Source organism: Hydrogenophaga sp. (assembly GCF_014773545.1).
Classification (GTDB): Bacteria; Pseudomonadota; Gammaproteobacteria; order Burkholderiales; family Burkholderiaceae_C; genus Hydrogenophaga.
The window spans coordinates 179,893-202,100 of record NZ_SDDV01000005.1 but is presented as its reverse complement, the minus strand read 5'-3'; the positions used below and the strand labels follow the sequence as shown (position 1 = coordinate 202,100).

At 65.5% G+C, this 22,208-nt stretch carries 19 protein-coding genes; 16 read left to right on the top strand and 3 right to left on the bottom strand.

Annotation, left to right across the window (positions count from 1 at the left end; genetic code table 11):
- Nucleotides 1-116 precede the first annotated feature (116 nt).
- The 4 genes from EST26_RS05780 to zapE all read left to right on the top strand — a co-directional run bounded on the left by EST26_RS05780 (nt 117) and on the right by zapE (nt 6,945).
- Nucleotides 117-3,008: a 2-oxoglutarate dehydrogenase E1 component gene (locus EST26_RS05780; protein WP_291066053.1), complete on the top strand. Its 2,892-nt coding sequence runs from the start codon at nt 117-119 to the stop codon at nt 3,006-3,008.
- Nucleotides 3,009-3,084: 76 nt separating this feature from the next.
- Complete coding sequence (odhB, locus tag EST26_RS05775; protein WP_291066051.1) at nt 3,085-4,329, top strand: 2-oxoglutarate dehydrogenase complex dihydrolipoyllysine-residue succinyltransferase; 1,245 nt, start codon at nt 3,085-3,087, stop codon at nt 4,327-4,329.
- 77 nt (nt 4,330-4,406) lie between these two features.
- Nucleotides 4,407-5,834: a dihydrolipoyl dehydrogenase gene (gene lpdA, locus EST26_RS05770; RefSeq protein ID WP_291066049.1), complete on the top strand. Its 1,428-nt coding sequence runs from the start codon at nt 4,407-4,409 to the stop codon at nt 5,832-5,834.
- 13 nt (nt 5,835-5,847) lie between these two features.
- On the top strand, nt 5,848-6,945 hold the full coding sequence (zapE, locus tag EST26_RS05765) for a cell division protein ZapE (RefSeq protein WP_291066047.1): 1,098 nt from the start codon (nt 5,848-5,850) through the stop codon (nt 6,943-6,945).
- A 72-nt stretch (nt 6,946-7,017) separates the two neighbouring features.
- Here the strand turns inward: zapE and EST26_RS05760 are convergent, their stop codons facing one another.
- Nucleotides 7,018-7,788 (bottom strand): protein phosphatase 2C domain-containing protein, encoded by a 771-nt coding sequence (locus tag EST26_RS05760; RefSeq protein ID WP_291066083.1) that lies wholly within the window; start codon nt 7,786-7,788, stop codon nt 7,018-7,020.
- Nucleotides 7,782-8,585, bottom strand: a complete 804-nt coding sequence (locus tag EST26_RS05755; RefSeq protein ID WP_291066046.1) for an outer membrane protein assembly factor BamD — start codon at nt 8,583-8,585, stop codon at nt 7,782-7,784. Before EST26_RS05755 ends, EST26_RS05760 begins: the two co-directional genes overlap by 7 nt.
- 35 nt (nt 8,586-8,620) lie before the next feature.
- Between EST26_RS05755 and EST26_RS05750 the strand changes: the two genes are divergently transcribed.
- The 3 genes from EST26_RS05750 to EST26_RS05740 all read left to right on the top strand — a co-directional run bounded on the left by EST26_RS05750 (nt 8,621) and on the right by EST26_RS05740 (nt 11,775).
- Nucleotides 8,621-9,661, top strand: a complete 1,041-nt coding sequence (locus EST26_RS05750) for an RluA family pseudouridine synthase (protein ID WP_291066044.1) — start codon at nt 8,621-8,623, stop codon at nt 9,659-9,661.
- A 225-nt stretch (nt 9,662-9,886) separates the two neighbouring features.
- Entirely contained in the window at nt 9,887-10,504 is a 618-nt protein-coding gene (scpB, locus tag EST26_RS05745) for an SMC-Scp complex subunit ScpB (RefSeq protein WP_291066042.1), read from the top strand.
- A complete protein-coding gene (locus EST26_RS05740) occupies nt 10,501-11,775 on the top strand; it encodes a pseudouridine synthase (RefSeq protein ID WP_291066040.1) in 1,275 nt (424 codons plus the stop codon). Before scpB ends, EST26_RS05740 begins: the two co-directional genes overlap by 4 nt.
- Nucleotides 11,776-11,873: 98 nt before the next feature.
- On the opposite strand, the gene EST26_RS05735 is transcribed toward EST26_RS05740, so the two are convergent.
- Entirely contained in the window at nt 11,874-13,061 is a 1,188-nt protein-coding gene (locus EST26_RS05735; protein WP_291066039.1) for an AAA family ATPase, read from the bottom strand.
- A gap of 233 nt (nt 13,062-13,294) precedes the next feature.
- Here EST26_RS05735 and EST26_RS05730 point away from each other — a divergent pair, with 233 nt between their 5' ends.
- The 9 genes from EST26_RS05730 (at nt 13,295) to EST26_RS05690 (ending at nt 22,205) form a co-directional block, all read left to right on the top strand.
- On the top strand, nt 13,295-14,386 hold the full coding sequence (locus EST26_RS05730; RefSeq protein ID WP_291066037.1) for a phosphotransferase: 1,092 nt from the start codon (nt 13,295-13,297) through the stop codon (nt 14,384-14,386).
- Between the two features lie 10 nt (nt 14,387-14,396).
- Complete coding sequence (locus tag EST26_RS05725) at nt 14,397-15,137, top strand: 16S rRNA (uracil(1498)-N(3))-methyltransferase (protein ID WP_291066036.1); 741 nt, start codon at nt 14,397-14,399, stop codon at nt 15,135-15,137.
- Nucleotides 15,138-15,447: 310 nt separating this feature from the next.
- Nucleotides 15,448-15,873: a nucleoside-diphosphate kinase gene (gene ndk / locus EST26_RS05720; protein WP_291066034.1), complete on the top strand. Its 426-nt coding sequence runs from the start codon at nt 15,448-15,450 to the stop codon at nt 15,871-15,873.
- A 22-nt stretch (nt 15,874-15,895) separates the two neighbouring features.
- Nucleotides 15,896-17,029, top strand: coding sequence for a 23S rRNA (adenine(2503)-C(2))-methyltransferase RlmN (gene rlmN, locus EST26_RS05715; RefSeq protein ID WP_291066033.1), 1,134 nt, complete (start codon nt 15,896-15,898; stop codon nt 17,027-17,029).
- A gap of 6 nt (nt 17,030-17,035) precedes the next feature.
- Nucleotides 17,036-17,896 (top strand): type IV pilus biogenesis/stability protein PilW, encoded by an 861-nt coding sequence (gene pilW, locus EST26_RS05710; protein WP_291066031.1) that lies wholly within the window; start codon nt 17,036-17,038, stop codon nt 17,894-17,896.
- A complete protein-coding gene (locus tag EST26_RS05705; RefSeq protein ID WP_291066030.1) occupies nt 17,889-18,770 on the top strand; it encodes a helix-turn-helix domain-containing protein in 882 nt (293 codons plus the stop codon). Before pilW ends, EST26_RS05705 begins: the two co-directional genes overlap by 8 nt.
- A gap of 2 nt (nt 18,771-18,772) precedes the next feature.
- A complete protein-coding gene (gene ispG / locus EST26_RS05700; RefSeq protein ID WP_291066028.1) occupies nt 18,773-20,068 on the top strand; it encodes a flavodoxin-dependent (E)-4-hydroxy-3-methylbut-2-enyl-diphosphate synthase in 1,296 nt (431 codons plus the stop codon).
- A gap of 108 nt (nt 20,069-20,176) precedes the next feature.
- Nucleotides 20,177-21,484 (top strand): histidine--tRNA ligase, encoded by a 1,308-nt coding sequence (gene hisS, locus EST26_RS05695; RefSeq protein WP_291066025.1) that lies wholly within the window; start codon nt 20,177-20,179, stop codon nt 21,482-21,484.
- 46 nt (nt 21,485-21,530) lie between these two features.
- Entirely contained in the window at nt 21,531-22,205 is a 675-nt protein-coding gene (locus tag EST26_RS05690) for a tetratricopeptide repeat protein (RefSeq protein WP_291066023.1), read from the top strand.
- The last annotated feature ends 3 nt before the right edge of the window (nt 22,206-22,208 follow it).

The window sequence follows — 22,208 nt, the reverse complement described above, 5'->3', positions numbered from 1 at the left end:
TGCAGTCAGGCCCTTCCACAGTCACTGTCGCATCCGCCAACCGGTTCAGCCGTGCCGCGGGAGGTTTGTTTCAACCAGCTAATGTTTCCCGCAGGGGAACGGAGGTCAGCGAATTCATGAGCGATAACCGAGTCGGCGTCGGCAGCATTTATATTGCCTACAAGAGCAACTCTTATCTCTTTGGCGGCAACGCGCCGTACGTAGAGGAGTTGTACGAGAACTACTTGGGCAATCCGGGCAGCGTGCCAGACAATTGGCGCAGTTACTTCGATGCGCTGCAAAACATTCCCGCCGCCGACGGCAGCGACTGCCGCGACGTGCCGCACCTGCCGGTTATCAACGCCTTTGCTCAACTGGCCAAACAGGGCGCGGCCCGCGCCATCGAGCCATCCGGGGCCGACTCCGAAGTGGGCCGCAAGCGCGTGGCGGTGCAGCAGCTCATTGCCGCTTACCGCAACGTCGGCTCGCGCTGGGCCGATCTCGATCCGCTCAAGCGCACCGAGCGCGAACACATCCCCGATCTCGATCCGGCGTTCTATGGTTTTTCCGACGCCGACCACGAAACCGTCTTCAACACCAGCAACACCTACTTCGGCAAAGAGGTGATGACGCTGCGCGAGTTGCTCAACGCGCTGCGCGAGACCTATTGCAGCAGCATCGGTGCCGAGTACATGTACATCACCGACCAGACGCAAAAGCGCTGGTGGCAGGAAAAGCTGGAGTCGGTTCGCAGCAAGCCGATTTTCAGCGTTGAGAAGAAAAAGCAGATTCTCGACCGCATCAACGCGGCCGAGGGACTCGAGCGCTTTTTGCACACCAAGTACGTCGGTCAAAAGCGGTTTTCACTCGAAGGGGGTGAGAGTTTCATTGCGGCCCTCGACGAGGTGATTCAACAGGCCGGCGCGCAGGGTGTGCAGGAAATTGTCATCGGCATGGCGCATCGCGGGCGGCTGAACGTATTGGTCAACGTGCTGGGCAAAATGCCCAAGGACTTGTTTGCCGAATTCGACCACACCGCGCCCGAAGACCTGCCCGCTGGAGACGTGAAATACCACCAGGGCTTCAGCTCCGACGTCAGCACCCCGGGCGGCCCGGTGCATTTGTCGCTGGCGTTCAATCCCTCGCACCTGGAAATCGTCAACCCCGTGGTGGAAGGCTCGGCGCGCGCGCGCATGGATCGCCGCGGCGACGCCAAAGGCAGGCAGGTGTTGCCGGTGCTGGTGCATGGCGATGCGGCTTTTGCCGGGCAGGGTGTGAACCAGGAAACTCTGGCGCTGGCGCAAACCCGGGGCTACACCACCGGCGGCACGGTGCACCTGATCATCAACAACCAGATCGGCTTCACCACCTCCGACCCGCGCGACCTGCGCTCCACGCTCTATTGCACCGACATCGTCAAGGGGGTCGAAGCACCGGTGCTGCACGTCAACGGTGACGACCCGGAAGCGGTGGTGCTGGCGGCCCAGTTGGCGCTGGAGTACCGCATGACGTTTCGCAATGACGTGGTGATCGATATCATCTGCTTTCGCAAGCTCGGTCACAACGAGCAGGACACGCCCAGCCTGACGCAGCCGCTGATGTACAAAAAAATTGCGCAGCACCCCGGCACGCGCAAGCTCTACGCCGACAAGCTGGCCGCGCAAGGCCTGGGTGCGACGCTGGGCGAAGACATGGCGCGCGCCTACCGCGCCGCGCTGGACGCCGGTCGCCACACGCTCGATCAGGTGCTGACGAACTTCAAGAGCAAGTACGCGGTCGACTGGAGCCCGTTTCTGGGCAAGAAATGGACCGACGCCGGCGACACCGCTCTTCCGATGGCCGAGTGGAAGCGCCTGTCCGATCGTTTGTGCGCCATTCCAGAGAGCATCACGCCGCACCAACTGGTCAAGAAGGTCTACGCCGACCGCGCCGCCATGGGTCGGGGCGATCTCCCGGTCGACTGGGGCATGGGCGAGCACATGGCCTTTGCCTCGCTGGTGGCCAGCGGTTACCCGGTGCGCCTGTCGGGTGAGGACTGCGGACGTGGCACCTTCACCCACCGCCACGCCGTCATTCATGATCAGAACCGCGAACGCTGGGACGAGGGCACTTACGTGCCCTTGCAAAACGTGGCCGACAACCAAGCCCCGTTCGTCGTCATCGATTCCATCTTGTCGGAAGAAGCGGTGCTGGCCTTCGAGTACGGCTACGCCTCCAACGACCCGAATACGCTGGTGATCTGGGAGGCTCAGTTTGGCGATTTCGCCAACGGCGCACAGGTGGTGATTGACCAGTTCATCGCCTCTGGTGAAGTCAAGTGGGGTCGCGTCAACGGCATCACCTTGATGCTGCCGCACGGCTACGAAGGCCAGGGCCCCGAGCACAGCTCGGCGCGCTTGGAGCGCTTCATGCAACTGGCGGCTGATACCAATATGCAACTCGTGCAGCCGACCACGGCGAGCCAGATTTTCCATGTATTGCGCCGCCAGATGGTGCGCAACCTGCGCAAACCGCTGGTGATCTTCACCCCGAAGTCACTGCTGCGCAACAAGGACGCCACTTCGCCGCTGTCCGAGTTCACCAAGGGCGGCTTCCAGACCGTGATTCCGGAGCAAAAACCCCAAGTGCTGGTCAAGACCGAAAAGGTCAAGCGCGTCATTTGCTGCTCGGGCAAGGTTTACTACGACCTGGTGAAAAAGCGCGAAGAGCAGGGCCAAGACGACGTTGCCATCATCCGCATCGAGCAGCTCTATCCGTTTCCGCACAAGGTGTTTGCCGCCGAAATCAAAAAGTACCCGAATGCGGCCGACATCGTCTGGTGTCAGGACGAGCCGCAAAACCAGGGCGCCTGGTTCTTCGTGCAGCACTACATCCATGAAAACATGCTCGATGGTCAAAAGCTCGGCTACGCCGGACGCGCCGCCTCGGCCTCGCCAGCGGTGGGGTATGCACACCTGCACCAAGAGCAGCAAAAAAACCTGATCGAAGCCGCTTTCAGCAAGCTCAAGGGCTTCATCCTCACCAAGTGAATCGGCGCTGCCGGCGCGCCGCAGTTCGACGCGCCGGGCTGGCTGTTGATCGTCAAAATTTCAAGGCAGAAGAAACATGGCAATCGTAGAAGTCAAAGTTCCGCAGCTCTCTGAATCGGTGGCCGAAGCCACCTTGCTGCAGTGGAAAAAGCAAGTCGGCATGGCTGTTAGCGTCGACGAAACGCTGATCGAGATCGAGACCGACAAGGTCGTGCTGGAATGCCCAGCGCCCGCCAGCGGCGTGCTGGTGGAGATTTTGCAAGGCGACGGTGCCACCGTGGCCGCCGAGCAATTGATTGCCCGCATCGACACCGCTGCCGTGGCTGGTGCCGCCGCCCCGGCTGCGCCCACCCTGGAAGCAGCGGCGTCGCCAGCGCCAGCGGCCGCCGCCAGCAAATCAGGTGTGGCCATGCCCGCTGCCGCCAAGCTGTTGGCCGAGCACCAATTGTCGGCCACCAGCGTGGCAGGCAGCGGCAAAGACGGCCGCGTCACCAAGGGCGATGCCCTGGCCGCGGTGGCCAGCGCGGCCCGGGCGCCGACCCCCAGCGCGGTGGCCATTCCAACCGGCGCACCAGCCAAGGTGTTGGCGCAGGTGGCCACCATCGCTCCTGATCTGGGGGACCGGCCGCAAGAGCGCGTGGCCATGACCCGCCTGCGCGCCCGCGTGGCCGAGCGCTTGCTGCAGTCGCAGGCCACCAACGCCATTTTGACCACCTTCAACGAAGTCAATATGGCGCCGGTGATGGAGATGCGCAAAAAATTCCAGGAGCGCTTCGAGAAAGAGCACGGCTGCAAACTCGGCTTCATGAGTTTCTTCGTCAAGGCGGCGGTGCATGCGCTGAAGAAATACCCGATCCTCAACGCCAGCGTCGACGGCAACGACATCGTTTATCACGGCTTCTTCGACATCGGTATCGCGGTCGGCTCGCCGCGGGGTCTGGTGGTGCCTATTCTGCGCAACGTCGACCAGATGGGTTTTGCCGACATCGAGAAGAAAATTGCCGAATTCGGCCAAAAGGCCAAGGACGGCAAGCTCAGCCTGGACGAACTCACCGGCGGCACCTTCTCGATCAGCAACGGCGGCACCTTCGGCTCCATGCTGTCTACGCCCATCATCAACCCGCCGCAGTCGGCCATTCTGGGCGTGCATGCCACCAAGGACCGCGCGGTGGTGGAAAACGGCCAGATCGTGATCCGACCGATCAACTACCTGGCCCTGTCGTATGACCACCGCATCGTCGACGGCCGCGAAGCCGTGCTCGGCCTGGTGGCCATGAAAGAGGCGCTGGAAGACCCGGCCCGCCTGTTGTTCGATATCTGAGCACGCCCTTGCAGTTGGCCCCCTTTGTGCGGCCCCGGTCATCTGGCCGGGGTACCAAACCTCATTGAAAGAACATCATGTCTTTGGCATTTGACGTCGTCGTCATCGGCGCCGGCCCAGGTGGCTACATCGCCGCCATTCGCGCCGCCCAACTCGGTTTCAAGGTGGCCTGTATCGACGAATGGAAAAACGCTGCCGGCGGCCCGGCACCGGGTGGCACCTGCACCAACGTGGGCTGCATCCCGTCCAAGGCGCTGCTGCAGTCGAGCGAGTATTTTGAGCACACCAGACTGCACGCTGCCGAGCACGGCATCCGCACGGGAAAAGTCTCGATGGACGTGGCGCAGATGCTGGCGCGCAAAGACACGGTGGTCAAACAAAACAACGACGGCATTTTGTACCTGTTCAAAAAGAACAAGGTCAGCTTCTTTCATGGTCGTGGATCATTCGTCAAGGCGGCGGACGCTGGCTATGAAATCGAGCTGAGCGGCGACAAGCCCGAGACTTTGCTGGGTCGGCACGTCGTGTTGGCCACCGGATCGAGCGCCCGCGCCCTGCCGGGCACGCCCTTCGATGAAGAACTGGTATTGTCCAACGACGGCGCGCTGCGCCTGGGAGCGGTGCCCAAGAAGCTGGCCTTGATCGGCTCGGGAGTGATTGGGCTGGAGATGGGATCGGTCTGGCGCCGCCTGGGCGCTGAGGTGACGATTCTGGAGGGTCTGCCAACTTTCCTGGGCGCGGTCGACGAGCAAATTGCCAGAGAAGCGAAAAAAGCCTTTGACAAGCAAGGACTCAAGATCGAGCTGGGGGTGCAGGTGGGCGAGATCAAGAGCAGCAAAAAAGGCGTGAGCATTGCTTACACCAACGCCAAGGGCGAGGCGCAGCAACTCGACGCCGACAAGTTGATCGTCTCGATCGGTCGTGTGCCCCACACCACCGGCCTGAACGCGCAGGCGGTCGGCCTGCAACTCGACGAGCGCGGCGCCATCGTGGTCGATGCCGAGTGCCGCACCAACTTGCCCGGTGTGTGGGCGGTGGGCGACGTGGTGCGCGGCCCGATGCTGGCGCACAAGGCGGAAGAAGAGGGCGTGGCGGTGGCCGAGCGCATCGCCGGTCAGCATGGCCACGTCGATTTCGACACCATTCCCTGGGTCATCTACACCCACCCGGAGATCGCCTGGGTGGGCCGCACCGAGCAGCAACTCAAGGCGGCCGGGGTGGCCTACCGGGCCGGCACCTTCCCGTTCCTGGCCAACGGCCGCGCGCGCGCGCTGGGTGATACCACCGGCATGGTCAAATGCCTGGCCGACGCCCAGACCGACGAGATTCTGGGCGTGCACATCGTCGGCCCCATGGCCTGCGAGCTGATCGCCGAAGCGGTGGTCGCCATGTCCTTCAAGGCCAGTGCAGAAGACATTGCGCGCATCTGCCACGCCCATCCCTCTTTGTCGGAGGCAGTCAAGGAGGCTGCGTTGGCGGTGGACAAGCGCAGCCTGAACTTCTGATCCGGGTTCGCCCTTGTCGGTCAGACAAACCTACGAGGCCGCACTCGCCGAGCGCGGCTACAGCACCGACCCAGCCCAGCAGCGCGCCCTTGTCGCGCTCGAGCGCTGCGCCGCCGAGTGGGCAAGCTACAAGCAGCGCCGCTCGAACGCGCTCAAGAAGGTGTTCGTTCACCCGCAGATTCCGCGCGGGGTGTATCTGTACGGCGGTGTCGGGCGCGGTAAAAGCTTTCTGCTCGATTGTTTTTATCAGGCGGTGCCGCTGCGGCGCAAGACGCGGCTGCATTTTCACGAGTTCATGCGCGAGGTGCAGCGCGAGCTGCGCGAGCTGCAAGGAACGGTCAACCCGCTCGACCAACTGGGCGTGCGCATTGCCAGACGCTATAAGCTGATCTGTTTCGACGAATTCCATGTCGCCGACGTCACCGACGCCATGATTTTGCACCGCTTGCTGGACGCGCTGTTCAAGGCCGGCGTCGGTTTTGTCACCACCTCCAACTTTCACCCCGACGGTCTGTATCCGGATGGCTTGCACCGCGACCGCATCTTGCCCGCCATCGAGTTGCTGAAACAAAAGCTCGAAGTGCTCAACGTCGACCACGGCACCGACTACCGCCAGCGCACGCTCGACCAGGTGCAGATGTATTACTGTCCGCTCGGGCCAGCGGCCGACGCCGCGCTGCACGCCAGCTTCCATGTGCTGGCGGCGCCCGGCGAGCAGAACCCGGTGTTGCAGATCGAGGCGCGCCAGATTCGGGCGCTGCGCCGCTCGGGCGGCGTGATCTGGTTCGACTTCAAGACCCTGTGCGGCGGACCGCGCTCGCAAAACGACTATCTGGAGATTGCCAGCCAGTTTCACACCGTGCTGCTGTCGAATGTGCCGCAAATGCAGCCGCGTCAGGCGGCCGAGGCGCGGCGCTTCACCTGGTTGGTCGATGTGCTGTACGACCGGCGCGTCAAACTGCTGTTGTCGGCCGCGGTGCCGCCCGAGCAGCTCTACCCGCAAGGCCCGTTGTCGCATGAATTCCCACGCACGATCTCGCGCCTGAACGAGATGCAGTCGGCGCAGTATCTGGCGCTGGAACACCGGTTGGTCGATACCGGATTGACCTGATGCCCACTTCACCCGGGGCTGATCGATCCCTTGGCGTACGGGCTCTCGCTCAAGAACAGATGAGCGACGAATTCAAAGCGGGTCGATCTTGACGATGATCAGCGACAGGTTGTCGCCCGTGCCCTTGGCGCGCGCGCGCGCTTTCTGAAGCAAGAACTCGCAGGCCTCGCGCGGCGTCAGCATGGTGATCGCGCTGGCCAACTCATGCGGCGCGAAGTAGTGCCAGACGCCGTCGCTGCACGCCAGCAGGGCGTCTCCCGGTCTGAGCTGGGGCAGCGTATGCAGGTCCAGTGGCGGGTCTGTTTCGTTCCCCAGACAGCCCATGAGCACATGGGCCAGCGGATGGTTCAGCGCCTCTTGCTCGCTGATATCGCCTTGGTGGATCAGGCTCTGCACGTACGAGTGGTCTATGGTGCGCAACACCATCTTGCCCATGTGGAAGTGGTAGATGCGCGAGTCGCCGGCGTGTGCCCAGTGGCAGTCGCCGTGCGGGTTGATGACGAAGGCGGCGATGGTGCTGTGCGGCTCCTGCTCGGTTGACGCCGCTGTCAGCTTGATAACCAGGTGTGACTCCTGCACGATCTGGCGCAGCAGCGCCGCAGCCTCGTCGGTGTGCGGGTCGTAGCGTTCAAACAACTGGCGTGAGGTCAGCATGACCTGATCGGAGGCTTTTCGCCCGCCGCTGCGACCGCCCATGCCATCGGCCACCACCGCCAGCAGGCAGCCGCTGTGGCGCGGGTGGTGCAGCAAGCAGAGCTGGTCTTGCTGATACTCGCGATCGCCCCGGTGGATGCCGGTCGCGGCCTGGATGCGGTAGCCTGGGTTTGCCAGCGGATTCACCAGATTTTCCACCAGGGATCGTCGGGTCTTCTAAAGCCGTGCGTGAGCAGCGTGCTTTGGGGGAAGTTGAGCTGCAGCACGCGCCGGGCGTCGTCACGCAACTGCGCCATGCCCAGCGCGTCGTAAGACCTGACCAGAATGTACAAGGCTTCCTCCAGCGCCGGCGTATCGGGGAAGTCGGTCAGCGCGGTCTGGGCGCGGTTGATCGCGGCCAGATGGGCGCCACGAACGTAGTAGTAGCGCGCCACGTGGACTTCAGACTGCGCCAGCGAGTTGATGATGTAGCGCATGCGGTCGCGCGCGTCGGGCGCGTAGCGCGAGTCGGGAAAGCGCGTCACCAGTTCGCGAAAGGCCTCGAACGATTCCCGGGCCGCTTGCTGGTCGCGCTCTGACAGATCCTGGCGCGCCAGCGCACCGAGCAGGCCCAGCTGGTCGTGAAAATTGACCAGACCTTTGAGGTAGAGCGCGTAATCCAGCGCCGGGCTGGCCGGGTGCAGGCGCTGGAAACGCTCCAGGGTGGCCAGAGCTTGCTCCCGTTCACCCGCCCTGTAGTGGGTATGGGCCTTGTCGAGTTGGGCCTGCTGCGCCAGCGGGGTGCCAGCGGCGCGCCCTTCGAGCTGCTCGAACAGCCGGACGGCGCGCTCGAAGTTGCCCGCGTCGCGCTCCTCGCGCGCTTCGCTGAGCAAGCGCGCCGGGCTCCAGTCCCGGGTGGCGTCGACCGGCGTGCTGCCGCAGGCAGAAAGCGCCAGCAGCACGGCCAAGGCACACAGTGACACAGAAGATAATCTGAACGGACGCATCACGCGCATACCTTTAAGAACAGGGCAACCAGGTTTTGGCAACGGAAATTATATCGACCGGGTGCGCGGCGCGGGTTCAACCCGCCGCAGAGGGCGCCTGGGAAGCCGAGTTCGGCGACGACGGCCTGGCCCAGGCGCAGCAGCGGCGCTTTGCCGTGCCGCTGGAGATGCACGGCTGGCGCATGGATCGCGCGCTGGCGCAGCTCGTGCCCGAGTTCTCACGCGCCTACTTGCAACAGCTCGTGGCCGAGGGCGAGGTCTTGCTGCGCGAGGTCGTCTGGCGCAAGCCGGCGGCGCGCGTCGCGGTGGGCGACTGCCTGCAGGTGACGCTGCGGCCGACGCTGCAGGCGCAGGCCTTCGTGCCGCAGGCGATGGCGCTGGACGTGGTGTACGAAGACGCCGACCTGCTGGTGATCAACAAACCCGCCGGCCTGGTGGTGCACCCGGCGCCGGGCAACTGGAGCGGCACCTTGCTCAATGGGTTGTTGGCCCACCACGCCGGCGCGGCCGGGCTGCCGCGCGCCGGCATCGTGCACCGGCTCGACAAAGAGACATCGGGTCTGATGCTGGTTGGCAAGAGCCAGGTGGCGGTACAGGCGTTGGTGCGCGCGATTGCCGCGCGCACCGTCAAGCGCCAATACCTGGCGCTGGCGCACGGGCGCTGGCTGGGCGCGCCGCTGCAGCAGGTCGATCAAGCCATTGGCCGCGACAGCCGCAACCGCTTGCGCATGGCGGTGCACGGCCCAGACTCCAGCAGCGGCAAAACGGCGCAGACCACGCTGCAAGTACTAGACAGCACAGAGCAGGCCTGCTTGCTGGCTTGCCAGTTGCATACCGGGCGCACGCATCAGATTCGGGTTCACTGCGCCTGGCTCGGTCATGCCCTGGTGGGCGACGTGCTGTACGGTGGGCGCCCGCTATGGGGTCTGAACCGGCAGGCTTTGCACGCCGCGCGCTTGCGGCTGCAACACCCAACCGGGGGGCAGCCGCTGGACTTTAAGGCCCAGGCACCGGCTGATTTTCTGGCGGCACTGGCACAGTCAGGGCTCCGCTACAATGGCGCGCAATGGGACTGATGAAAAACCGGCTGCCTGTTGGTGCGCGCCAGGTTTGACTGCTGTCCACCTGCTCTGGAGTTGGCGCTGTCTGGGCCCTTTCGCCCCTGACCCCGACTCTCCTGGCTGATCCCCGCCTTGAACCCAGCGGTGCCGCCGTTTGGTTTTCCTGCGCAGCAGCAACTTGCTTTTGCGGCCCGACGCCATTTTGTCCGGGCCGAAGCTTCGCCACCGAGCGACCACGACATGAACACCCTGGATGTCAAGCGCGTCCTAGAGACGGCCCTGATTTGCACGCCCGAGCCGCTCGGGCTGCGTGCGCTGCTGGCGCTGTTTGCCGGCGCAGTCGCTCCCGAGGTGATCGAGGCCGCTCTGGCCGAGTTGCAACGAGAGTGCAGCGGTCGCGGCGTCGAGTTGGTGCAGGTCGCCAGTGGCTGGTGTTTTCAGAGCCGGCCCGAATTGTGGCCCTACATGGAGCGCCTGTCTCTGCAAAAACCGCCCAAATACAGCCGCGCCACGCTCGAGACGCTGGCCATCATCGCCTACCGCCAGCCGGTCACACGTGGTGACATGGAAGCGATTCGCGGCGTCGGCATCCACTCGCAGATGCTCCAGCAACTGCAAGACCGGGGCTGGATCGAAGTTGTCGGCCAGCGCGAAACGCTCGGCCGTCCGGCGCTGTTTGCCACCACGCGCCAGTTTCTCGACGATCTGGGTCTGGCCTCACTCGACCAGTTGCCGCCGCTTGAAGGCGGCCCGGCACCGGCTGCTGCGCCGCAGCGCCCCGAACCCGACCCGCTCGGGAGCCGATTGCCGCCCCAGCCCGCAGCCGTGACACCCACCAGCCACCCAGGAACACCATGAATCCGGCGTCCAATTGCAACCCGCCTTCCGATCTCATCGACACCGGCGCGCCGCCCGCCAGCAGCCCGGGCGACCGTGCTGGCGCTGCAGCCGGGTCAGCGCCACAGCAGCGCGCGCCAGCGCTGCGTTTTGACGACGTGGTCAGCGGCGCATTTGACGCCGAGCAGGAGCAAGACCTGCCGCCACCGGGCAAGCGCGTGCTCGCCCCCGAGGTCGAATCGCCCAAGCTGCACAAAGTGCTGGCGCAGGCCGGCATGGGCTCGCGGCTGGAGATGGAGCAACTCATTTTGCAGGGCCGCATTTCGGTCAACGGCGAGCCGGCCCACATCGGCCAGCGCATTCAATTCGGCGACCAGATCAAGGTAAACGGCAAGCCGGTACGGGTGCGTTTGCAGCCGCCGCCGCCGCGCGTGCTGGCTTACCACAAGCCGGCCGGCGAGCTGGTCTCGCACGACGACCCGCAAAACCGCCCGACCGTGTTTCGCCGCCTGCCACGCCTGCAACAGGGTAAGTGGCAGTCGGTTGGCCGGCTCGATCTCAACACCGAAGGGCTGTTGCTGCTGACCAACTCCGGCGAGCTGGCCAACCGCCTGATGCATCCGCGCTTTGGCTTGCAGCGCGAATACGCGGTGCGCGTGCTCGGTGCGCTCTCGAACGAAGAAAAGAAGCGCCTACTCGACGGCGTGCGGCTCGACGACGGCATGGCGCAGTTCGCCAGCATCGAAGACGGCGGCGGCGAGGGGGCCAACTGCTGGTACCGCGTCACCATTGGCGAGGGGCGCAACCGTGAAGTGCGGCGCATGTTCGAGGCGGTGGGCCACGCGGTCAGCCGCCTGATCCGAATTCGTTACGGCGCCATGATGCTGCCGCGCGGACTCAAGCGCGGCGTCTGGCTCGAGCTCGATCTGCGCGACATCGAGCGTCTGAGCGCTGCTGCGGGTCCAGGCGGGGCTGATCCGGCGCGCCCGGGTAGCCGGCCCCCGGCAACGCGTGCAAAATCAGAACCTGAGCGCCCGGCGCGCCCGGCGCTCGGCAAGCCGGCCGGTCGCCGGGGCGAGGCGTCGCCCGGCGCGCCCCGCTCGGGCCAGAGCTTGCGGTCGCCGACTGGCCAGGCCAGGCCGAAAGCGGCCAACGGCCGCGCGGCCCAGCCAGACCCGCTGAAAACCTCGCAGGGCTATATCGGCCATGACGCCTTGCAGCGCCGGCGCGAACAGGAAGACAGCCGCATCCGCCCCGCCAGCGGCCCACGACGCCGGGGCGGGGGGCGCTGAGCTTTTGCTTGACGGGGGGTGTAACCCCCATCCTGAATCCGTGACCTCGATTTTCTCGCAACCGAAATGCAGTCGCTATTGATCGCTTGCCCTTCAGCCTAAAGCGCTTCCAGCGCTGGCAAAACCCGTCGCAGGAAGGCGTCAAAGAGCGGCACAGTGAACCCCGTGTCGCCGTGCGAGGGGCTGTAGACCATGCCTTTTTCGATCAACTTGGCGCGGATCGGCGCCACGGTCTGCACCTCGCGACCCAGCATCTGCGCGATGTCGCCCGAACGGTGCGGCCCCGGTCCAAGTTCAGCCATGGCGCGCAGGTAGCGCTTTTCGGACGGACTGAGCCGGTCCAGCCGCACGCGAAAGAAGCTCGCGTCCAGATCGGCCAGCGCTCGCTCGGTGGCGTGCTGCACATCGCCCAGATCGATCGGCGACTGCTTCGCGCAGGTCCAACTGTGCTTGCCCCACTCCTGCAGAAAGTAGGGGTAGCCCTGCGTCTGGCGCAAAATTTCGTCAAGCGCGGGCTGGGTGAACTTCACGCCCGAACGCGCCGCCGGGGCACTGATGGCCTCGCGCGCTGCGGCGTCGGGCAGCGGCCCCACGTCGACAAACTCGAACAGCCGCTCGGCGTACGACTTGGCGCGCCCCATCTGCCCCACCAACTGAGGCAGGCCCGCGCCCACCAGCGTCACCGGCAGTTGCAACTGCGCGCAGCGGTGCAGCGCGGTGATGAGCGCGGCCAACTGTGCTTCGGGCACGTACTGCAGCTCGTCGATGAACAGCGCCAGCACGGTCTTGCGCTCCTTCGCGGCCTCGCCCGCAGCCCGAAACAGCGAGATCAGGTCCGCGTCCAGATCGCCGGTATCGGCCACGCCGGGCTCCAGCCCGAGGTCGAGCCCAAACTCGATGTCGGCGTATTTGAGCTTCATGGCCTGCACGAAGCCGCCCAGCGAGCGCAGCGCGCGCTGGGCGAGCTCACCCCCGGCCGCCATGCGGTCCAGCTTGAGCAGCACCGCGCGCAGGCTGGGCGCCAGCAGCGCCGGCAGCGATCGCTTCTCTGGCGCCTCCAGCATCATGGAGGCGAAGCCCTTGGCCTCGGCCTCGTTGTGCAGGCGGTTCAGCAGCACCGTCTTGCCCACGCCGCGCAGACCCACCAGCATCACGCTGCGCGCCACCAGGCCCGCGCGCATGCGGTCCAGCGCGATGGAGGTGGTCTCGATGATGTTGTCGCGCCCGGTCAAGTCGGGCGGCGGCGCGCCTGCGCCAGGCGCATAAGGGTTGGTGCGCGGATCCATGGCCTGACCTCGATGAATGCAAAAGTATACTTAGTTTATGCCGGCTTATCAACAACAGATAAACCAATATAAATTTGATACATCTACCGCTGGGTCGGCTCTGCCGATCCAGCGGCATTGTGGTGCGGCCTGGGGCTGGCGCACACGGGTTTTAGAATCTGCGGCGATTATCCTATGCACTCTACGCTTCACGCACCGCCAGCGCGCGTCTTTACCGCCCACCATCCTCGCCCATGACCCCGAACCCCAACGCCGTCCTGTGGGCCGACCCCCAGCGCGAAGCCGCCTTCCACGTCTGGTTGCACAGCGTGGTCGGCGCCCAGGGCCTGCGCCCGGCAACGCTGCGCCCGGCCTCGGCCGACGCGAGTTTCCGGCGTTACCTGCGGGTGGACACGGTGGACGGCGCGAGCCGCATCGTGATGGACGCGCCGCCCGACCAGGAGAACTGCCAGCCCTTTGTGCGGGTGGCCGGCCTGATGCAAGACGCCGGCCTGCTGGTGCCACACATCCTGGCCTGGGACGGGCCGCAAGGCTTCATGCTGCTGTCCGACCTGGGCACTCAGACCCTGATGGAGCAGATCGATCCCCTGAACCCAGCGGCCAGCCACGCGCGCTACCTGCAGGCCACCGACACCTTGCTGGCCTGGCAGCTGGCGTCCAAGCCTGGCGTGCTGCCGCCTTATGATGAGCCGCTGCTCCAGCGCGAGCTGCAACTGTTTCCCGACTGGTACCTGGCGCAGCACCGCCAGACCACGCTGCAGGGCAAGGACGCCGACACCCTGAACAAGGCCTTTGACAGCATCGTCCAGCGTTGCCTGGCCGCACCCAGCGTCTACGTGCACCGCGACTTCATGCCGCGAAATTTGATGATCCCGGCCCAGCCCGGAACCACGCCCGCACAACAACTCGGCGTGCTCGATTTTCAGGACGCGGTCTACGGCCCCATCAGCTACGACATCGCCAGCCTGATGCGCGACGCCTTCCTCACCTGGGAAGAAGATTTCGTCATTGATATCACCATCCGTTACTGGGAAAAAGCGCGCAAGGCCGGGCTGATGGACTTCGAGGACTGGCACAGCGACTTCGGCGCCTTCTACCGCGCGGTGGAGTGGATGGGCCTGCAGCGGCATCTGAAGGTGGCCGGCATCTTCGCGCGGCTCACGCTGCGCGACGGCAAGCCCAGGTACCTGGCCGACGCGCCGCGCTTCATTCACTACATCCGCCACACCACGCACCGCTACCGCGAGCTAGGCCCGTTCCTGAAACTCATTGACCAGATCGAAGGCCTCGAGGCCGCCTCGGGCTACGCCTTCGGCCGCGTCTGAGCACGCCGCCATGCCGCGCTTTCACTGTCCCGTCGCGCTGACCCTCGGCGCCGAGCTGGAGCTGCCCGCAGCCGCCGCGCGGCACGTGCAGGTGCTGCGCCTGCAGCCCGGTGGCGTGATCACGCTGTTCAACGGCGCCGGGGGCGAACACAGCGCCACCATCCTGCGCATGGGCCGCAGCGACGTGGCGGTGCGGGTGGACAGCCACCGCCGCGTGGAGCGTGAAGCCGGCCGCCGCGTGCACCTGGCCCTGGGCATGCCGGCCAACGAACGCATGGACTGGCTGGTGGAGAAGGCCGCCGAACTTGGCGTAGCCAGCGTGCAGCCGCTGCACACCGCACACAGCGTGCTGCGCCTCGCCGGCGAACGCGTCACCAAAAAACAGACCCACTGGCAGGCGGTGGCCATCGCGGCGTGTGAACAGTGTGGCGGCAACCGGGTGCCCGAGATCGTGCCAGTGGCTGAGCTCAGCACCTGGCTCAAGGCCCAGGCCAGCCCCGATGCCACGCCACCGGTGTTGCGCTGCGTGCTCTCACTGGCGGCCGGTCCGCGTGCGCTGGCCGATGTGCTGCGCGACGCCGCGACCGCTGCGCCGGTGCTGTTCCTCAGCGGCCCGGAAGGCGGGCTATCACCGGGCGAAGATGCCGCCGCCCGTGCCGCCGGCTTTGTGCCCGTCACCCTGGGCCCGCGCGTGCTGCGCGCCGAGACCGCCGCACTGGCCGCGCTGGTGCTGGCACAACAAGGCGCCTGAAGCCAAGTCGATCATCCTAAATCCGGCAGTTGGACGCGCCCCAGGGCGGCTCAATCGGGTGCGTAGCGCTCTCACCCAGCAGGTGACTGCCTTCGTGGTCAAATGAGTGTGTGTTCCTGGGCGTTTCCAGCGCAAACTGCGCGGTCAACTGCCGGATTTAGGCTGAGACAGGTCTCTGGATGTTTGGGTGTTGCGGCGCAGGGCCAGATCGGCCAGCAGCGTCAATCGACCGGCGGCCCCGTTGTAAAATGAGCAGCTTTGCGCCGGAGCGCAAAACCCATCGATCACTCATAAAAACCCAAGGATTTCCATGGCCATCGAACGCACCCTCTCGATCATCAAGCCCGACGCCGTAGCCAAAAACGTCATCGGTCAAATTTATGCCCGTTTTGAAGGTGCCGGCCTGAAGGTCATCGCTGCTCGCATGGCGCAGCTCTCGCGCGGCGAAGCTGAAGCTTTTTACGCTGTGCACCGGGCGCGCCCGTTCTTCAAAGACCTGGTTGATTTCATGATCTCCGGCCCGGTAATGATTCAGGTGCTCGAAGGCGAGGACGCTATCGCCAAGAACCGCGACCTGATGGGCGCGACCGACCCGAAGAAGGCTGCGGCTGGCAGCATTCGGGCCGACTTTGCCGACAGCATAGACGCCAACGCCGTGCACGGCTCCGACGCACCCGAGACGGCGGCGGTTGAGGTGGCGTTTTTCTTTGCCGGCATGAACGTTTACACGCGCTGATCGGCGTCTTGGCCAGGCTGTCATGAAGATCAACCTGCTCGACTTTGATCTGGCTGGCTTGGTCGCCTTTTGCGAACAACTGGGCGAGAAGCGCTTTCGCGCGGTTCAGTTGTTTCGCTGGATTCATCAAAAAGGCGCGTCCGACTTTGACGCCATGACCGATCTGGCGCGCAGCCTGCGCCAGCAGTTGCCTGCGCTGTGCCGCGTCAGCGGTCTGCCGCAGTTGTCGCGCCAGGAGTCGGTCGACGGCACCATCAAGTGGCTGTTCGACGTGGGCGCGGGCAACGCGATCGAAACCGTTTTCATTCCCGAGCCAGACCGCGGCACGCTGTGCATTTCGTCGCAGGCCGGTTGCGCGGTGGGCTGCCGCTTTTGCTCTACCGGCCACCAGGGCTTTTCACGCAACCTCAGCGTGGCTGAAATTGTGGCCCAGCTCTGGCAGGCCGAGTTTTTTCTGCGCCAACACCTGGGCCGCAGCGAGCGTGTCATCACCAACGTGGTGCTGATGGGCATGGGCGAGCCGCTGCAGAATTACGCCGCCTTGTTGCCGGTCTTGCGCGTGCTGCTGGACGATCACGGCTACGGCCTGTCGCGCCGCCGCGTCACGGTCTCGACTTCTGGCGTGGTGCCCATGATGGATCGGCTGGCGCAGGACTGCCCGGTGGCGCTGGCGGTGTCGCTGCACGCGCCCAACGATGCGCTGCGCACTGCACTGGTGCCACTGAACCGCAAATACCCGCTGGCCGAACTGCTCGATGCCTGCGCGCGCTATTTGCCGGCCGCGCCGCGCGACTTCATCACCCTGGAGTACTGCATGCTGGACGGCGTAAACGACCAGCCCGAGCACGCGCTTGAGCTGCTGGCGCTGCTCAAGCAGCGCGCTTTGCCGTGTAAGATCAACCTGATTCCGTTCAACCCCTTCCCCGATGCCGGGCTCAGGCGCTCGTCGCGCGCGGCGGTGCTGCATTTTGCTCAGATACTCAACGAAGGTGGCCTGGTCACAACGGTGCGCAAAACCCGCGGCGACGACATCGACGCCGCCTGCGGTCAACTGGCCGGTGACGTGCGCGACCGCACCCATGCCGTCCAGCGCCTGGCGCAGCGCCGCCGCGCCAGCGAGCAGCCGCTTCACTTCCATGCATCGACCCCCAGGTAGATCGCTATGACTCAGGCGTGCAGCATTCGTACAGGCTACCCGGCCGCTCGGGCGCTGCGGTGCACGGGGCACTGGCTGGCCGCGCTGCTGCTGGGCTTGCTGTTGCTGCTGGCGCTCTCAGGTTGTGCAAGCGGTGCCGCTGGACGCAGCGCCGGTGCGGGGGTCGAACCGGTGACCGAGTTCGACGAATCGCCGCAACGCAAACGGGCGCGCATCCGGCTCGAGTTGGCGCTGGGTTATTTTGAAAAAAACCAGGTCAAGATCGCGCTCGACGAGGTCAAGCAATCGCTGGCGGCCGACCCCAACTTCGTCGAAGCCCATGTGCTGCGCGGCCTGATCTTCATGCACCTGCAGGACGACCGCCTGACGCAGGAGAGCTTCGAGCGTGCCCTGCAGATCAACCCGCGCCACCCGGACGCGCTGCACAATTACGGCTGGTTTCAGTGCCAGTCGGGCCGCCACGCCGAGGCGGTCGAATTGTTCAACCGGGCCCTGGCCGTTCCAGCTTACGCCGGACAAGCCCGAACCCTGATGGCCAGCGGCCTATGCCTGACCCGCATGGGCCAGTTGGCTCAGGCCGAGGCCAATTTTGCCCGTTCCTACGAACTCGACCCCGGCAACCCGATCACGGCCTACAACCTGGCCAACTTGCTGCACCGGCGCGCCGAAGATCAGCGCGCCCAGTTCATCATCCGGCGCCTGAACAACTCGGAACTGGCCAACGCCGAGACGCTGTGGCTGGGCATCCGGATCGAACGCCGGCTGCGCAACACCGAGGCAATGGCGCAACTGGCGCAACAACTGGGCCGGCGCTACCCGCAGTCGGGCCAGTGGTCGGCGCACCAGCGCGGAGCCTTTGATGAATGAGACCCCGCAGCCGCTGCAAGCGGCCGAGCCGGCGCGCACCGATCAGGTGCCGAGTTCTCCGCTGCGGCTGCGTCAGGCGCGTGAAGCGGCCGGCTTGCACGTGGCCGTCCTGGCTGCAAGCCTGAAAGTGCCGGTCAAACGGCTTGAGGCGTTGGAGGCCGGTCGCTACGAAGAACTGCCCGACCTGACCTTTGCCCGCGCCTTGGCCGCTGGCGCCTGCCGCCAGCTCAAGATCGATCCGGCGCCGGTGTTGGAGCAGATTCCCGCTGCCCATCTGCCGCGCCTGGGCGCTGCGGTGCGGGCTCTCGATCTGCCCTTCAAACCCGCTTCGGGTCTGGCACCCTGGGCCCCGGCTGCGTGGTTTGCACGCCCCGTGTTCTGGATCGCCGCCGCATTCTTGCTGGCGGCCTTGCTGCTGGCGTTTTGGCCGCGTGCGCCCCTGTCGCCGTTGCCCCAGACGCTGAGCACAGAGCCGCTGCCTGCGCCCGTGCCACCCGATGCCGCTGCGCTGCCCATTCCCCCTGAGCCGCAGGCGCCGCTGCAAACCGCGCCCACATCGCTGCTGCCTGCGATTGCACCGCTGGTCGAGCCGCCGCCCCCCCGGCCCGCCGGGCCGGCAGCCGCTGCTGGCACCGAGGCCGCTTTGCTGCGGCTGCGCGCCAGCGGCGAATCCTGGGTCGAAGTGATCAACGGCGCTGGCAGCGTGCTGGTTCGGCGCGTGCTCAAGGCCGGGGACGTGATGGATTTTTCTGCGGCTCCCCCCTACCAGGTCGTGATCGGACGCGCCGACGCGGTCGAGGTGACGCTGCGCGGCCAGCCGTTTAACCTGCGTCCCCATGCCCGCAGCAATGTGGCCCGTTTCGAGGTGAAGTAAATATGCAAGACCCATCCGTTCTTGCGCTAGCGCCGTGCGGCGCCAGCGAACAGGCCATCCCGCTGTCGGTACCGCAGGCGCGCCGCACCCGCCAGGGTGTGGTGGCCTGGGGCAGCCACCGCGTCACCGTTGGCGGCGACGCGCCGGTGCGCGTGCAGTCGATGACCAACACCGACACCGCCGACGCGGTGGCCACCGCCATCCAGGTCAAGGAGCTTGCCTTGGCGGGTTCCGAGCTGGTGCGCATCACGGTCAACAACGAGGCCGCCGCGCAGGCCGTGCCCTACATCCGCGAGCAGCTCGACCGCATGGGCGTCAACGTGCCCTTGATCGGCGACTTCCATTACAACGGACACAAGCTGCTTAGCGAGTACCCGGCCTGCGCCCAGACGCTGTCCAAGTACCGCATCAACCCCGGCAACGTCGGGCGCGGCGACAAGGGCGAACGCCAGTTTGCACAAATGGTGGAGATTGCCGCCCGGCTGCACAAGCCGATCCGTATCGGCGTCAACTGGGGCAGTCTGGACCAAGACCTGTTGGCGCGCCTGATGGATCAGAACGCGCAGCGCAGCCAGCCCTGGGAGGCGCGTCAGGTGATGTACGAGGCGCTGATCAGTTCTGCGCTGGAATCGGCCCAGCGCGCCCAGGAGTTGGGTCTGCACGCCGACGACATCGTGCTGTCGTGCAAGGTCAGCGGCGTGCAAGACCTGATTGCGGTGTATCAAGAGCTGGCGCGGCGCTGCGACTACACCTTGCACCTGGGCCTGACCGAAGCCGGCATGGGCACCAAAGGCGCGGTGGCATCGACGGCAGCGCTGTCGATTCTGTTGCAGCAGGGTATTGGCGACACCATCCGTGTCTCGCTCACGCCGCAGCCGGGCGAGTCGCGCACGCAGGAGGTGGTGGTGGCGCAAGAAATTTTGCAGGCCCTGGGCCTGCGCAGCTTTGTGCCCAGCGTCACCGCCTGCCCTGGTTGCGGCCGCACCACCAGCTCCAGCTTTCAGGAGCTCACGCAGCAGATCGACGGCTACCTGCGCGCGGCCATGCCGGTCTGGCGCCAGCGCTATCCCGGGGTGGAAAACCTCAAGGTGGCAGTGATGGGCTGCATCGTCAACGGGCCGGGCGAGAGCAAGCACGCCGACATCGGTATCAGCCTGCCCGGCACCGGCGAAGCGCCGGCAGCGCCGGTCTATATCGACGGTCACAAAGTGCTGACGCTGCGCGGCACCGAGATCGCGCACGAGTTTCAGCAGATCGTCGAGAACTACGTCGAAAAGCGCTTTGGCGCCACACCCTGAGCCCGCGCCTGCGTTCGCGCACCCGTTTGCAGACGCGCCGCGAGCACCCGTGCCAGCGCCGCACGCCGCAGCGACGGTGTGGTTTCAGCGGCATCAACCCAAATCGAAATGCCAGAAAAAATTGTTGCCGTCAAAGGCATGAACGACATCGCACCGCCGCAGTCGGCGCACTGGGAGTGGCTGGAAGACAAGCTGCGCGCCTTGCTGCAGCGCTACGGCTATCGCAACCTGCGCACCCCCATCGTCGAACACACGGCGCTGTTCGTGCGCGGCTTGGGCGAAGTGACCGACATTGTCGAAAAAGAGATGTACTCGTTCGAAGACCGGCTCAACGGCGAACAACTCACGCTGCGGCCGGAGAACACCGCCGGCGTGGTGCGCGCCGTGCTAGAGCATGCGCTGCTGCACGATGGCCCCAAGCGCCTGTATTACATGGGTCCGATGTTTCGCCACGAGCGCCCGCAGCGCGGCCGTTACCGTCAGTTTCACCAATTCGGTGTCGAAGCGCTGGGTTTTGTGGGTCCCGACGTCGACGCCGAACTGATCGTGCTGGCCTGCGACCTGTGGGCCGAACTCGGCTTGACCGGTATCACGCTCGAGATCAACAGCCTGGGCCAGCCGGCCGAGAGACTGGCGCACCGCGCGGCGCTGGTGGCTTATTTGCAAGCGCACGCCGATCAGCTCGACGAAGACGCCAAGCGCCGCCTGCACAGCAACCCGTTGCGCATTTTGGACAGCAAAAACCCAGCCTTGCAGGCGCTGGTGAATGCGGCGCCGCGTTTGCTTGAACACCTGGGGCCACAGTCGCTGGAGCACTTCGAGCGCCTGCGTGCGCTGCTCGACGCGAACGATATCGCCTACCGCATCAACCCGCGGCTGGTGCGCGGTCTGGATTACTACAACCTGTCGGTGTTCGAGTTCGTCACCACGCAGCTTGGCGCCCAGGGCACGGTGTGCGCCGGCGGCCGCTACGACGATTTGTTTGCCCAGATCGGCGCCAAGGCGGCGCCGGCGGTGGGCTGGGCGCTGGGCATGGAGCGCATTTTGGAGTTGCTCAAAGAGCAGGGCCGACTGCCCGAGCTGCCGCAACCCGACGCCTACGCCGTGCTGCCCGACGCGGCCGCACTGGCGCAGGCCATGCCGGTGTTGCGCACGCTGCGCCAGCACGGCGTGCGGGTGCACATGCACGCCGCCAGCGCCGACGGTCTGGGCAGCATGAAATCACAGTTCAGGAAGGCTGATGCCAGCGGCGCGCGTTTTGCGCTGATTTTTGGCGCCGACGAGCTGCAGCAAGGCATGGTGGCGCTCAAGCCGCTGCGTGGCCCGCGTGCCGACGACGCCAGCGCGCCTGCAGCCCAGGTGCTGCGAGCGCTGGCCGACGCAAGCGCCTGGGCCACCGAGCTGAGCCGCGCCTGAGCGGCTGGCGCGCCTACAATTGCCCGATTCACAACCTCGCTGACCCATGGCCACACCACTCAACCTCGAAGAGCAGGAGCAGCTCGATCAGTTCAAGCATTTCTGGTCCCGTTACGGCAGCCTCATCACCTGGGTGCTGATCGCCGTGCTCGGTGGCTTTGCCGCCTGGGCCGGCTGGAGCTTTTGGCAGCGCAGCCAAGGGGCACAGGCGGCGGTGCTGTACGAAGAAATCGAACGCGCCGCCCTGGCCAACGACACCGAGCGCATGCAGCGTGCGCTGACGCAAATCAAAGACAGCTATGGCCGGAGCATTTTTGCTGCGCAAGCGGCGCTGCTGGCGGGTCGGGTGCAGTTCGAAGCGGGTCGGCCTGAGGACGCCCGCAGCGCACTGAATTGGGTGCTCACCGAGTCGAACAACCCGTCCTATCAGGCGGTGGCGCGTCTGCGGCTGGCCGGTCTGGATATCGAGGCCCAGGCGTTCGAGCAGGCGCTCCTGACGCTGCAAGCCGAGGTGCCACCCGCCTTCGTGCCGCTGCTGGCCGATCGCCGCGGCGACGTGTTGATGGCGCAGGGCAAGCCCGCCGAGGCCCAGGCGCAGTACCTGATCGCTTGGCGTGGCATGAGTGAGAGAACCGAATACCGCCGTCTGGTGGAAGTCAAATTGGCCGCGCTCGGCGTCGATGTCGCCACCTTGCCGGCTGTTCAGGAGGCTGCATCTTGATCC

Coding starts and splice junctions, on each gene's coding strand:
- EST26_RS05780 (WP_291066053.1), top strand. CDS start 117: ATGAGCGATAACCGAGTCGGCGTCGGCAGCATTTATATTGCCTACAAG.
- odhB (WP_291066051.1), top strand. CDS start 3,085: ATGGCAATCGTAGAAGTCAAAGTTCCGCAGCTCTCTGAATCGGTGGCC.
- lpdA (WP_291066049.1), top strand. CDS start 4,407: ATGTCTTTGGCATTTGACGTCGTCGTCATCGGCGCCGGCCCAGGTGGC.
- EST26_RS05755 (WP_291066046.1), bottom strand. CDS start 8,585: ATGCGTCCGTTCAGATTATCTTCTGTGTCACTGTGTGCCTTGGCCGTG.
- scpB (WP_291066042.1), top strand. CDS start 9,887: ATGAACACCCTGGATGTCAAGCGCGTCCTAGAGACGGCCCTGATTTGC.
- EST26_RS05740 (WP_291066040.1), top strand. CDS start 10,501: ATGAATCCGGCGTCCAATTGCAACCCGCCTTCCGATCTCATCGACACC.
- EST26_RS05735 (WP_291066039.1), bottom strand. CDS start 13,061: ATGGATCCGCGCACCAACCCTTATGCGCCTGGCGCAGGCGCGCCGCCG.
- EST26_RS05730 (WP_291066037.1), top strand. CDS start 13,295: ATGACCCCGAACCCCAACGCCGTCCTGTGGGCCGACCCCCAGCGCGAA.
- EST26_RS05725 (WP_291066036.1), top strand. CDS start 14,397: ATGCCGCGCTTTCACTGTCCCGTCGCGCTGACCCTCGGCGCCGAGCTG.
- ndk (WP_291066034.1), top strand. CDS start 15,448: ATGGCCATCGAACGCACCCTCTCGATCATCAAGCCCGACGCCGTAGCC.
- rlmN (WP_291066033.1), top strand. CDS start 15,896: ATGAAGATCAACCTGCTCGACTTTGATCTGGCTGGCTTGGTCGCCTTT.
- pilW (WP_291066031.1), top strand. CDS start 17,036: ATGACTCAGGCGTGCAGCATTCGTACAGGCTACCCGGCCGCTCGGGCG.
- EST26_RS05705 (WP_291066030.1), top strand. CDS start 17,889: ATGAATGAGACCCCGCAGCCGCTGCAAGCGGCCGAGCCGGCGCGCACC.
- ispG (WP_291066028.1), top strand. CDS start 18,773: ATGCAAGACCCATCCGTTCTTGCGCTAGCGCCGTGCGGCGCCAGCGAA.
- hisS (WP_291066025.1), top strand. CDS start 20,177: ATGCCAGAAAAAATTGTTGCCGTCAAAGGCATGAACGACATCGCACCG.
- EST26_RS05690 (WP_291066023.1), top strand. CDS start 21,531: ATGGCCACACCACTCAACCTCGAAGAGCAGGAGCAGCTCGATCAGTTC.